Origin of the sequence: Agrobacterium sp. V1 (assembly GCF_030518355.1) — a bacterium.
Taxonomy (GTDB): Bacteria; Pseudomonadota; Alphaproteobacteria; order Rhizobiales; family Rhizobiaceae; genus Agrobacterium; species Agrobacterium cucumeris.
On record NZ_JAULSF010000001.1, the window covers coordinates 2,816,380 to 2,829,053 of the forward strand.

At 59.6% G+C, this 12,674-nt stretch carries 11 protein-coding genes; 6 read left to right on the forward strand and 5 right to left on the reverse strand.

The genetic code is table 11. From position 1 onward, the window contains the following. The first annotated feature begins 78 nt into the window (after positions 1-78). The 6 genes from QSV77_RS13500 to QSV77_RS13525 all read left to right on the forward strand — a co-directional run bounded on the left by QSV77_RS13500 (position 79) and on the right by QSV77_RS13525 (position 8,149). A complete protein-coding gene (locus QSV77_RS13500) occupies positions 79-1,173 on the forward strand; it encodes a microcin C ABC transporter permease YejB (protein ID WP_046799187.1) in 1,095 nt (364 codons plus the stop codon). Continuing rightward, entirely contained in the window at positions 1,173-2,318 is a 1,146-nt protein-coding gene (locus QSV77_RS13505; RefSeq protein WP_142840807.1) for an ABC transporter permease, read from the forward strand. Before QSV77_RS13500 ends, QSV77_RS13505 begins: the two co-directional genes overlap by 1 nt. A 5-nt stretch (positions 2,319-2,323) precedes the next feature. After that, positions 2,324-3,964: an ABC transporter ATP-binding protein gene (locus tag QSV77_RS13510; protein WP_302733783.1), complete on the forward strand. Its 1,641-nt coding sequence runs from the start codon at positions 2,324-2,326 to the stop codon at positions 3,962-3,964. 100 nt (positions 3,965-4,064) lie between these two features. Beyond that, the gene (locus QSV77_RS13515) at positions 4,065-5,312 is read left to right on the forward strand and encodes an FAD-binding oxidoreductase (protein WP_302733784.1); all 1,248 of its coding nucleotides are present in this window, start codon (positions 4,065-4,067) and stop codon (positions 5,310-5,312) included. A 172-nt stretch (positions 5,313-5,484) separates the two neighbouring features. After that, the gene (locus tag QSV77_RS13520) at positions 5,485-6,846 is read left to right on the forward strand and encodes a glutamine synthetase family protein (protein ID WP_161991293.1); all 1,362 of its coding nucleotides are present in this window, start codon (positions 5,485-5,487) and stop codon (positions 6,844-6,846) included. Between the two features lies 1 nt (position 6,847). Further along, complete coding sequence (locus QSV77_RS13525) at positions 6,848-8,149, forward strand: FAD-binding oxidoreductase (RefSeq protein WP_302733786.1); 1,302 nt, start codon at positions 6,848-6,850, stop codon at positions 8,147-8,149. A 54-nt stretch (positions 8,150-8,203) separates the two neighbouring features. Here QSV77_RS13525 and QSV77_RS13530 read toward each other — a convergent pair whose 3' ends face one another. From QSV77_RS13530 to QSV77_RS13550, 5 genes are all read right to left on the reverse strand, one after another. After that, the gene (locus QSV77_RS13530) at positions 8,204-8,692 is read right to left on the reverse strand and encodes a gluconokinase (RefSeq protein ID WP_065114584.1); all 489 of its coding nucleotides are present in this window, start codon (positions 8,690-8,692) and stop codon (positions 8,204-8,206) included. Positions 8,693-8,800: 108 nt separating this feature from the next. Further along, a complete protein-coding gene (locus tag QSV77_RS13535) occupies positions 8,801-9,541 on the reverse strand; it encodes an ABC transporter permease (RefSeq protein ID WP_142855168.1) in 741 nt (246 codons plus the stop codon). Continuing rightward, positions 9,538-10,476 carry an ABC transporter ATP-binding protein gene (locus QSV77_RS13540; RefSeq protein WP_302733787.1) on the reverse strand — a complete coding sequence of 313 codons (939 nt, stop codon included), beginning with the start codon at positions 10,474-10,476 and terminating at the stop codon, positions 9,538-9,540. The genes QSV77_RS13535 and QSV77_RS13540 overlap by 4 nt, the downstream gene beginning before the upstream one ends. Next, on the reverse strand, positions 10,473-11,639 hold the full coding sequence (locus QSV77_RS13545) for an ABC transporter permease (RefSeq protein WP_302733788.1): 1,167 nt from the start codon (positions 11,637-11,639) through the stop codon (positions 10,473-10,475). The genes QSV77_RS13540 and QSV77_RS13545 overlap by 4 nt, the downstream gene beginning before the upstream one ends. An 87-nt stretch (positions 11,640-11,726) precedes the next feature. Continuing rightward, positions 11,727-12,638: an ABC transporter substrate-binding protein gene (locus QSV77_RS13550; protein ID WP_142840813.1), complete on the reverse strand. Its 912-nt coding sequence runs from the start codon at positions 12,636-12,638 to the stop codon at positions 11,727-11,729. Positions 12,639-12,674 lie beyond the last annotated feature (36 nt).

Here is a 12,674-nt window from a genome sequence, read left to right on the forward strand (position 1 = left end):
CGGAAGAGCGCTTTTGAGGAAAGGACAGGGTTTGAGAGAGACGAAAACCGCTGACATATCGGCTGGGAACAAAGGCTGATGGGCGCCTATATCCTCAGACGTCTGGCGCTGATGATCCCGACCATCATCGGCATCATGGGCATTTCGTTTCTCGTCATCCAGTTTGCACCGGGCGGCCCGGTGGAGCAGGTCGTCGCGCAGCTGACGGGGCAGGGCGACAGCGCCTCCGACCGGCTTTCTGGCGGCGGCGATCTCATGGGTCAGTCCGGCGGTTTTGATGAAAGCGGCTCAAAATATCGCGGCGCGCAGGGCCTTGATCCGGAACTGATCGCCAAGCTCGAGAAGCAGTTCGGTTTCGATAAGCCGCCTCTCACCCGTTTTCTCGAAATGATGTGGAATTACATCCGCTTCGACTTCGGCGACAGCTTCTTCCGCAATTCCTCGGTCATCGATCTCATCATCGACAAGCTGCCGGTGTCGATGTCGCTTGGTTTCTGGATCCTGATCATCTCCTACATCATCTCAATTCCCCTCGGCATCAAGAAAGCCGTCTCCGATGGCTCGACTTTCGATGTCTGGACCTCCGGCATCATCATCATTGGTTATGCGGTGCCGAGCTTCCTGTTCGGTATCCTGCTCATCGTGCTTTTCGCCGGCGGATCGTTCTTCGACTGGTTCCCGCTGCGTGGTCTGGTATCGGATAATTTTGACCAGCTGAACTGGTGGCAGAAGATCATCGACTACTTCTGGCACCTGACACTGCCTTTGATCGCGCTGTCGCTCTCGGCCTTCGCAACGACGACGCTCCTGACGAAAAACTCCTTCATCGACGAGATCAAGAAGCAGTATGTCGTCACCGCCCGCGCCAAGGGTCTCACCGAACGCAAGGTTCTCTACGGCCATGTCTTCCGCAACGCGATGCTGATCGTGATTGCCGGTTTTCCGGGCGCCTTCATCTCGGCCTTCTTCACCGGCTCGCTGCTGATCGAGAACATCTTTTCGCTGGATGGTCTCGGCCGCCTCGGTTATCTTTCGGTCGTCAATCGTGATTACCCGATCGTGTTCGGCACGCTCTTCATCTTCTCGCTGATGGGCCTCGTTGTCGGCCTCATATCAGACCTCATCTATACATGGATCGATCCGCGCATCGATTTCGAGCGGAGGGACGTGTGATGACGCTTGCCCACACCGCCGCTGCCGAAACACTGGTAAAGCCGAAGCGCCCGTGGTTTTCGCCGACCACCAAACGCCGCTGGCAGAATTTCAAGGCGAACCGGCGCGGTTACTGGTCCTTCTGGCTGTTTCTGGTCCTGTTTTTCCTGAGCCTGATCGCGGAATTCATCGCCAATGACAAACCCATTCTCGCTTCCTACAAGGGTGAGATTCTGGTGCCGGTCATGGTCGATTATCCCGAGGAGAAATTCGGCGGCTTCCTGGCCCAGACCGATTACAAATCCTCCTTCATCCAGGACGAAATCAACGCCAATGGCTGGATGATCTGGCCGCCGATCCGCTATTCCTACCAGACGGTCAATTCCAATATTCCGCATTCCGCGCCCACCGCGCCCTTCTGGCTGATGGATGAAAAAGACCGTTGCTCGGCCTACCCGCAGGGCAATGCCGACCCCGGCTGCACGCTTGGCAATCTCAACTGGCTCGGAACCGACAATCAGGCACGCGATGTCACGGCGCGGATGATCTATGGTTTCCGCATCTCCGTGCTGTTCGGCCTGACGTTGACCATCGCGTCGGCGCTGGTCGGCGTCACCGCCGGTGCCATTCAGGGCTATTTCGGCGGCTGGACGGATTTGCTTTTGCAGCGTTTCATCGAAATCTGGTCGTCCATGCCGGTGCTCTATATCCTGCTCATCATTGCGGCCATTCTTCCACCCGGCTTCTTCGTGTTGCTCGGCATCATGCTGCTGTTCTCATGGGTCGGCTTTGTCGGCATTGTGCGTGCGGAATTCCTGCGCGCCAGAAATTTCGAATATGTCCGCGCTGCACGTGCACTCGGTGTCGGCAACTGGACGATCATGTTCCGGCATCTTTTGCCCAACGCCATGGTGGCGACGCTGACCTTCCTGCCGTTCATCCTCTCCGGTTCGATCACGACGCTCACCTCGCTCGATTTCCTCGGTTTCGGCATGCCGCCGGGATCGCCGTCCTTGGGCGAGATGATCGCGCAGGGCAAGAACAACCTTCAGGCCCCGTGGCTTGGCCTCACTGCGTTTTTCACCATGTCCATCATGCTTTCGCTGTTGATTTTCGTCGGTGAAGCGGTGCGCGACGCCTTCGATCCACGCAAGACGTTCCGGTGATCGCCATGACGGAAAAAACCATCCAGCCACTTCTCTCCGCCCGTGACCTTTCGGTGGCTTTCCATCAGGGTGGCGCGACCAGCGTTGCCGTCGATCACGTGTCCTTCGACCTGATGCCGGGCGAAGTCGTTGCCCTCGTTGGCGAATCCGGCTCCGGCAAATCCGTGACCGCGAACTCCATTCTCAAATTGCTGCCCTATCCGGCAGCAAGCCACCCGTCCGGGAAAATCCTGTTTGACGGCAAGGATATGTTGACCCTGCCGGAACGGGCGTTGCGCGCGGTGCGGGGCAACGACATCACCATGATTTTCCAGGAGCCGATGACATCGCTCAATCCGCTCCACACCATCGAGCGGCAGATCGGCGAGATTCTCGAGCTGCACCAGGCAATCACAGGGGCTGAGGCGCGGGCACGCACGCTGGAACTGTTGCTGCAGGTCGGCATCCGCGAGCCGGAAAAACGCCTGAAAGCCTATCCGCATGAATTGTCCGGCGGCCAGCGGCAACGCGTGATGATCGCCATGGCGCTTGCCAACCGGCCGAAACTGCTGATCGCCGATGAGCCGACCACGGCGCTCGACGTGACAGTACAGGCGCAGATCCTCGAGCTTCTGAGTGATCTGAAGACCAAGCACGGCATGTCCATGCTGTTCATCACCCACGACCTCGGCATCGTTCGCAAATTTGCCGATCGTGTCTGTGTCATGACCAAGGGCAAGATCGTCGAGACCGGCACCGTGGAGCAGGTGTTTACCGATCCGCAGCATGCCTATACGCGCCATCTCCTTGCAGCCGAACCCAAAGGCGAGCCGCCGCATTCCGATGCTAGCAAACCGGTGGTCATGCAGGGCGACGACATCAAGGTCTGGTTCCCGATCAAGGCCGGGCTGATGCGCCGGGTGGTCGACCATGTGAAGGCGGTTGATGGCATCGATATTACCCTGCGCGCCGGCCAGACGGTGGGCGTGGTGGGCGAATCAGGCTCGGGCAAGACCACGCTTGGTCTGGCGCTCTCCCGGCTGATCGCATCCAAGGGGCGCATCAGCTTCATCGGCCAGTCGATCGATCATTATTCCTATGAGATGATGAAGCCGCTCAGGAACCGGTTGCAGGTGGTGTTTCAGGATCCCTATGGGTCGCTCAGCCCGCGCATGTCTGTGGGTGAAATCGTCGCCGAGGGACTGAAGGTGCACGAGCGGTCCCTGTCCGCCGATGAGCGCGATACGCGTGTCGCTACCGCGCTGGAAGAGGTCGGCCTTGATCCGGCCACCCGCTGGCGGTATCCGCATGAATTTTCCGGCGGTCAGCGCCAGCGCATCGCCATCGCCCGCGCCATGGTGCTTAAACCCCGGTTCGTCATGCTGGACGAGCCGACATCGGCACTCGACATGAGCGTGCAGGCGCAGGTGGTCGATCTGCTGCGCGATCTCCAGGCCAAGCACGAACTTGCCTACCTCTTCATCAGCCACGATCTTAAGGTGGTGAAAGCGCTTGCCAATGACCTGATCGTCATGCGCCACGGCAAGGTGGTGGAGAGCGGCCCGGCGGCGGAGATTTTCGCCAATCCGCAGGAGGATTATACCAGGGCATTGCTGGCGGCGGCCTTCAATATCGAGGCTGTCGAAACCAAAGCGGTGAGCCAGTAGGCGCATCGCTGTTTCTATTAAGGTGATGATTTTTCTGTTGCTTTGCGAAAAATGCCGACCCATGTTGCGAGAGACGTGATGCGGAAACGGATTGATTGCCATGGCAGCGGATGTGATTGTTCTGGGAGCGGGGATCATCGGGGTCTCGGTCGCCCTGCAACTGGCCCGAAGGGGAAAATCGGTGGTGTTGGTCGATCGGCGCGGACCGGGCGAGGAGACCTCCTTCGGTAATGCCGGGCTGATCCAGAGAGAAGGTGTCGTACCTTACGCCTTTCCGCAGGATCTGGCGCTGCTGCTACGTTATTCCCTGAATAACAGCATCGATGCCCGTTATCATCTCTCGGCTCTGCCGAAGATCGCGCCTTTTCTTGGCCGCTACTGGTATAATTCCGCAGCCACGCGCCATGCGGCGATTGCCCGTGCCTATGCGCCGCTGATCGAACATTCCGTCTCTGAACACAGTATTTTGATCGATGAGGCGAAGGCTGGCGATCTGATCGTGAAGAATGGCTGGATGGAGGCTTACAGGACAGCCGCAAGGCGCGATGCCGACTATGCCTTCGCCGAGCGTCTGGCGCGTGACCACGGCATTTCCCACACGAAACTCGATGCTGATGAGCTTGCCTCCGCCGAACCGCATCTCAGCCGGGATTTCGTCGGCGGCCTGAAATGGAACGACCCCTGGTCGGTGCTCGATCCGCACGCGCTGACACTCGCCTATCTTAAACTGTTTGAGAGCTACGGCGGAACCTTTGTCCGGGGCGATGCGTCGACGCTTAGCCAGACGGTAAGCGGTTGGACGGTGCGCACCGAAACCGGCGCAGTTGAGGCCGAGCATGCCGTCGTGGCGCTTGGCCCATGGGCCGATACCGTGACGGAAAGGCTTGGCTATCGCTTCCCGCTCGGGGTGAAGCGCGGCTACCACATGCATTATGCGCCGCAGGAAGGGACAAAGCTCAACAACTGGCTGATCGATGCCGAGCGCGGTTATTTCCTGGCGCCGATGCGCAAGGGCATCCGTCTGACGACGGGTGCTGAATTTGCCGAACGCGATGCGCCGAAATCCCCCGTTCAGATCGAGCGGGCGGAGCGGGTGGCCCGTACCGTCTTTCCCCTTGGCGGCCGGTTGGATGCGGAGCCATGGATGGGCGCACGCCCATGCACGCCTGACATGATGCCGGTCATCGGCAGGGCACCGCGCCACAGGACCTTGTGGTTTGCCTTCGGCCACGCTCATCACGGCCTCACACTTGGGCCGATCACCGGTCGAGTGCTGGCGGAAACCATGGCCGGCGAAACGCCTGTTATCGCCATCGACGCCTATCGCCCGGAAAGGTTCAATCCCTGATGGCCGAATCCGCTGGCCTTCCTGCGGCGGGCCACGTAACATGGGCTTATCAAAGGGGAAAAGGGGCAAACGTCATCATGGTGGCGAGGTTTCTCATCTATCAGCAGCAGGATGATTTTCGTTAGCGAAGCGCTTCCGCGCGCGAAACAGAAGAGAAACGGCCTGCTGGTGCATGATGGATGATATTGAAAAAGCAAAGAAATTTTTCGCCGATAATCCCGATATCGAAATTCTCGAAGCCTTCGTCATAGACGCGAACGGCGTTCCGCGCGGCAAATGGATTCCACGTGAGAGGGCGATCGACGTTCTCGAAAAGGGAATGGCCATTCCCCGCTCCGTTTATGCGCTGGATATCTGGGGTCGGGATGTGCACGCCGCAGGCCTTGCCGAAGGCACGGGTGATCCCGACGGTTTTTGTTTCCCCGTTCCGGGTACACTGTCGCGTGTGACATGGCTTGGCCGTCCAACAGCGCAGGTTCTGCTGGCGATGAGAAACCCGGATGGAACCGGCTTTTATGGCGATCCGCGCCATGTTCTCTCGCAGGTTCTCAGCGCCTATAAAAAGGCTGGCCTCACGCCGGTCGTGGCGACCGAACTTGAATTTTACCTGATCGATCCAGTCCGCTCCGCACTGGATCCCGTGCGCCCGCCGCACAGCCGCGAGGGGCGCTGGCACACGGGCCAGACCCAGGTTCTGTCGATTTCCGAATTGCAGGATTTCGAGGATGTCTTCCACGATATAGCCACAGCCTGCCGGGCACAGGGCGTGCTTGCCGATACGACGTTGCGCGAAAACGGGCCGGGGCAATATGAGATCAACCTCAACCATGTGCCGGACGCCTTGCAGGCCGCCGATTTCGCGGTCTTCCTGAAACGCATCGTCAAGGGTGTAGCGCGGCGGCATGAACTCGACGCCACCTTCATGGCCAAGCCTTACGGCTTGCAGGCGGGCAACGGCATGCATGTGCATTTTTCCGTTCTCGATAAGGACGGCAGGAACATCTATGCAGGCGAAAACGGCCCGTCGGATGCGCTGATGCATTCGGTTGGCGGCCTGTTGGAAAACATGGGGGAAAGCATGGCGATCTTCGCCCCGCATGCCAATTCCTACCGCCGTCTGACGCCGAGCGAACATGCACCGACCTACGCCTCCTGGGGCATCGACAACCGCTCGGCGGCGGTGCGCGTCATCGTTGCCAGCAAGGCCGCGACGCGCATCGAACACCGGGTCGCCGGTGCCGATACCAATCCCTATCTGGTTGTGGCGATGATCCTGAGTGCCGCACTTGCCGGCATGAAGGAAAAGCGCCAGCCCGGCGGTGCGATCGCCGGTGACAGCCATGCGATCAATCACGAACCGCTGCCCACCAACTGGGATTACGCCCTGCAGCGCTTCACGCGATCGAGCTTTGCCTATGCGACGCTCGGCCAGAAGTACCGCACCTTGTTTTCTGCCTGCAAGCAGCAGGAGCTTTCCGAATTTTCCCTGCGCGTAACCGACGTCGAATATGACGCCTATATCAGGACGGTGTGAAATGGCTGAGGTAACGACGATCCCCAATCCGGGCCACACATCCTCATGGTATGCGGCCTCCGCCAATGTCAAATCCGTGCGACCAACGCTCGAAGGCGCGCTGGAAGCCGATGTCTGCATCATCGGCGGCGGTTTCACCGGAATTTCCGCAGCACTTGAACTCAGTGAACGCGGTTATGCCGTCATCGTACTGGAAGGCGTGCGTGTCGGCTTCGGCGCCTCGGGCCGCAATGGCGGCCAGATCGTCAATGGCTATAGCCGTGATCTCGAAACCATCGCTGGCCGTTATGGGCATGACAAGGCGGTAAAGCTCGGGGCAATGTCGCTGGAAGGTGGCGCAATTATCCGTGAGCGCATCGCCAAATATGCCATCGATTGCGATCTCGTCGATGGTGGCTTCTTTGCCGCCTTCACGCCGAAACAGATCCGCGAGATGGAGGCCCACAAGGCCCATTGGGAAAAGCACGGCCATGGCGGGCTGGAAATGGTCTCCAGAGCGGATGTCGGTACTTATGTAAAGTCCGACCGTTATGCCGGCGGCATGATCGACCGCCTCGGCGGCCACATCCACCCGCTCAACCTGGTGCAGGGCGAGGCGGCGGCGGCCGAAAGTCTCGGTGCCCGCATATTCGAAAATTCGCGGGTGATCTCGGTAGAACAGGGTCCAAACCCCGTTGTGCGCGCGGCAACGGGCAGTGTGAAGGCGAAATATGTGCTCGTCTGCGGTAATGCCTATCTGGGCACATTGCTGCCGGAAATCGGCGAGCGGATGATGCCGGTCTCAAGTCAGGTCATGGCGACGGAACCGCTCGATGCCGATCTGATCGAGGCGCTTTTGCCCGCCGATTATTGCGTCGAGGATGCCAATTACATTCTCGATTATTACCGCCGCACCTCGGATAACCGCCTGCTTTACGGCGGCGGCATCGGTTATGGTGGCAGCGACCCCGCCGACCTCACCGGCGTTATCCGCCCGAACATGCTGAAGACTTTTCCGCAACTGGAAAAGACCAGGATCGACTTCGCCTGGAGCGGCAATTTTGCGCTGACGCTGACGCGCATCCCGCATATGGGCAGGCTTTCGGACAATATCTATTTTTCGCATGGCGACAGCGGCCATGGCGTCACGACCACACATCTGCTCGGCAAGATATTGGGCGAGGCCGTTGCCGGCCACGCCGAACGTTTCGATGTCTGGAGTTCGCTGCCGAACTATCCGTTCCCCGGCGGCAAGACCTTCCGCGTGCCGCTGACCGTGCTTGGCGCCTGGTGGTACGGCATGCGGGACAGGCTCGGCTTTTAGAGCATTTCCCGCAAAAGCCTGAAGCGGTTTCTCCTCCGGAAATGAAACAGGGAGTTAGAACGTCACTGTTTTAAGGCCGGAAAGCGCATTTTTCGCGATTTCTTCCGGTGTGGTGTCGATGCTGACGGTGACGACGCCCGGTTCGCCGGTCGGCACTTCCAGCGTCGCAAGCTGGGTTTGAAGTAGCGAGAGCGGCATGAAATGGCCCTTGCGTTCACCCATGCGCCGGCTGAGAAGCTCCAGGCTGCCATCCAGATAAACAAAAGCAAGCGGGCTGCCGGTGGCCGTGCGAAGCCGGTCACGATAGATTTTCTTGAGTGCCGAGCAGGATACGACGACACCGTTGCCTTCGCTGCCCTTGCGCAGTTCCGCGCCGATCAGGTCCAGCCAGGGCCAACGATCTTCGTCCGTCAGTGGAATGCCTTCGGACATTTTATCGACATTGGCTTTCGGGTGAAGCTTGTCGCCTTCAATAAAGGCAATGCCCAGTTTTTCCGCCAGTTCCTCTGCGACCGTGGACTTGCCAGAGCCGCTCACTCCCATCACGACGATTGCCTGTGTCACCCGAACCTCTGATGTTTCTGTTTCGACGGTCAGCCCCTAACATGTGCGGCAGGTATCGGGAATATAAAAATGCGGCGCCAGCCCGTGTCAGTGCCCGGTTTTGCGGGCGGCGGTTCTTTCCAGCGCGGAAAAGGCAGAGTGGATCAGAATTGCCAGTGCGGCGACGATCAAGCCGCCCTGCAGGATGAAGGCGAGATTGTTGGATTGCAGGCCGGCGATGATCACTTCACCAAGCGTGCGTGCCGCTACCGTGGAGCCGATGGTGGCTGTTGAAAGGCTGATGACTGCCGACAACCGTATACCTGCAAGAATGGCGGGCAGGGCAAGCGGCAGTTCCACTTTGACAAGCCGCTGCCAGCCGGTCATGCCGCTGCCTCTGGCGGCATCCATCACCGTGGCGGGCAGGGTGGTAAGCCCGGTCAGCGTATTTTCGAACACCGGCAGCAATGCGTATAAAAACAGTGCAATAAGCGTCGGTTTTTCCCCGAAACCGATCATCGGCACCGCAAGCGCCAGTACCGCCACGGGCGGGAAGGTCTGGCCGATATTGACGATGCTGCGCGACAGCGGCAGGAAATCCGCCCCGAAAGGCCTAGTGACTAGAACTGCGAGCGCGCCCGCTACCAGCGTGGCCAGCCCCGTGGCGATCGCCACGGTGGTCAGATGCGAGAGGGTGAGCGAGAGCAGATTGGCCTGCGTGTAGATCGCCGGTGCATTGGCCTGCACAAGAGGGCGGAATATCGGCGCGAAGATTTGCGGCGCTGCAAGAAAGACGATCAGCACCAGCACCAGAAAGCCGATTGCAAGAAAAGAGGCCGCGTTTTTCATAAGGCTCCGGCAGCACGCTGGAGGAGAACGTCCCGCCGCACCCGGCCGGCGAGCTGGCCGTCGTCCTTGACGACCGGCAGGACATCGCAGCCCGCCCATAACATCGCTGACAGGGCATCGCGCTGGCTTGTATGTTCGGTGAGCGGTTCACCCTCGGCGCTTCCCGGCTCCACGATGTCAGCAATCGAGAGAACCGACAGCAGTTTCAGCGCGCGCTCGTTTTCGCCGATCAGGGTGCGCACGAAATCGGTTGCCGGTTTCAGCACCAGTTCGGCCGGCGGGCAATCCTGCACGATGCGGCCCTTGTCCATCACCGCAATGCGATCCGCCAGATGAAAGGCCTCGTCCATATCGTGCGTCACGAGAACGATGGTAACGCCGAGCTTTTTTTGAATATCGAGAAGATCGTTCTGCGCCTTGGCGCGGATCACCGGGTCGAGCGCGCCGAAGGGTTCATCCATCAGCAAGATATTAGGCTCTGCGGCAAGCGCCCGCGCCACGCCGACACGCTGCTGCTGGCCGCCGGAAAGCTCATGCGGAAAACGGTCCGCATAAAGCGCGGGATCAAGCTGGAAGAGGTGCATCAACGCATCGATCTTCGCCTCGATGCGTTTGCGGTCCCAGCCGACCAACTGCGGAACGGTGGCGATATTCTCCGCCACCGTCCTGTGTGGAAACAGGCCATGGCCCTGAATGGCATAGCCGATCTGTCGGCGCAGTTTGTAACCCGGCATCGTGCTGACATCCTCGCCGTCGATCCGGATCGTGCCGGAGGTCGGTTCCACCAGCCGGTTTATCATCCGCAGCAACGTGGTTTTCCCCGATCCTGAGGTGCCGACGATGACGGTCACGGTGCGCGGTGCGACAGTCAGCGACACCTGATCCACCACGGCCGCATCGCCATATCGTTTTGTGATGGTGTCGATCTCGATCATGCCCGTTGCCTTCCGCCTGCGCTGAAGAGATTGCTGTCGATGAGGGCATCGAGTGTGATCGCGGCGGCAAAACCGAGGAGAGCGGTCGGCACGGTGCCGAGCAGTACGAGGTCCATCGCCGTCTGTCCGATGCCCTGAAACACGAAAACGCCAAAACCGCCGCCGCCGATCAGCGCGGCGATGGTCGCCAGCCCGATATTCTGCACCAGTACGATGCGGATGCCCGTGAGGATGACCGGCATGGCCAGTGGAAATTCCACCCGCAGCAGCCTTTGCACCGGCGTCATGCCAAGTCCACGCGCCGCTTCCCGGACCGCCTGCGAGACGCCGGAAAGACCGACGACCGTATTGGAAACGACCGGCAGCAGCGAATAGAGAAACAGCGCCACAAAAGCGGGCGCCATGCCGATGCCGGCAATGCCGATCTTTGCGGCGCCCGGCACAGTGGCGGCGATCCATCCGAGCGGCGCGATCAGAAGGCCGAAAAGGGCGATGGACGGGATAGTCTGGATGATGTTGAGGCTGTTGAGCAGGCCGGCGCGCAACCGCGCGACCTTGTAACAGAGTATCCCCAGCGGAATACCCACGACGGTCGCCGCGATCAGCGAACCTATGGCCAGCTCCACATGCCGCAGGGCCTCGGTCCAGAATATATCCGCCCGGCCGTCATATTCCTTGATGATGGAGAGGTCATTCCAGAGGCCGCTGGTCAAGACCGCTGCGAGGGCAGCGATGGCTAGCAGCAGCAGAAAAATACGCATGGCGGGCTTCGGCTGGAGACGGGCAATGCAGTCTGTCGCAAGCAATGACAGCCCGGCAAACATCAGCCAGAACCCGCTGGCAGGCGAAACGCGGGCAAAACTGTTGCCCTCCGGTATCAGGGCGGAGGCTGCCTGACCGACGAAGATTGCCAGTGCCGCCAGCCCCCCCAGCGCTGCCGCCAGTTTTAGCTGCGCCGGGAAGCGAAAGAAGGCGATGAAGGCGGCAATCAGGATAATGGCGACAAGCAAGGCTGCGGCCGTTGCGGGAAGGGCTTCGAAGATCGTTCGCGCTTCACCCTGAACAATCCGATTGGCGCGGAATATCATGAAGGGCGAGGCGGAGAGTGCGTAGAGCAGCAGGCACGAAATCAGCACACCCACCTTGTCAGGCCATTTCGTCAAATTCCGCTCCCCTGGACGCCAAGCTGGGGCGGGATGTTGAAAACCGCACCTGCTTTTCGCCATCCCGCATCATTGTCTCATAGGTGATTATTTGACGAAACCGTTCTTTGTCAGGAAGTCGAGTGCCACGGTCTTGGCCTGTTCGCCACCCACCTGTACGCGGGCATTCAGATCCTGCAGCGTCGCCAGATCAAGTTTTTCGAACACGGGTTTCAACAGTTCCTCGATATTGGGGTTCTTTTTCAGAACCTCTTCGCGAATGACCGGCGCAGGCTGATAGACCGGCTGCACATGTTTGTCGTCTTCCAGCACGACAAGCCCCGAAGGCGCGATGCCGCCATCTGTGCCGTAAACCATGGCGGCATTGGCATTGTTGGTCTGATTGGCGGCAGCTGCGATCGTGGCCGCCGTGTCACCGCCGGACAGCGTGATCAGCTGCTCCGGTTTCAGGGTAAAGCCATAGGTCGTCTGAAACGCCGGCAAGGCGGCGGCGGAATTGACGAATTCGGAGGATGCGGCAAGAACCACCTCGCCGCCATCGGCGACATATTTACCGAAGTCCGAAAGCGACTTCAGATTGTTCTTGTCGGCGACATCCTTGCGTAACGCGATAGCCCAGGTGTTGTTTGCCGGGGATGGCGTCAGCCAGACGATCTTGTTGGCGTCGTAATCTAGCGTTTTCGCCTCTTCATAGCCCTTGGCGGCATCTTTCCAGAGCGGATCATCGGCCTTGGAGAAAAAGAAGGCGGCGTTGCCTGTATATTCCGGGTAGATATCGATTTCGCCCGCCGTAATCGCTTTCCTCACCACCGGGGTGGCGCCAAGCTGGATGCGGTCCGTCGTCTCGATATTATTCTTGTTCAGCACGGCGAGGATGATGTTGCCGAGAACGCCGCCCTCCGTGTCGATCTTCGACGACACAACCACCTGCGCCTGAGCGATGGAAACAGAAAAGGCAAGCGCAAGTCCGGCGCCCGTCAACGTCATCAAGCGGTTCATGAATGGTCCTCCGGTGGGTCAGCCTGCTGAACAGGC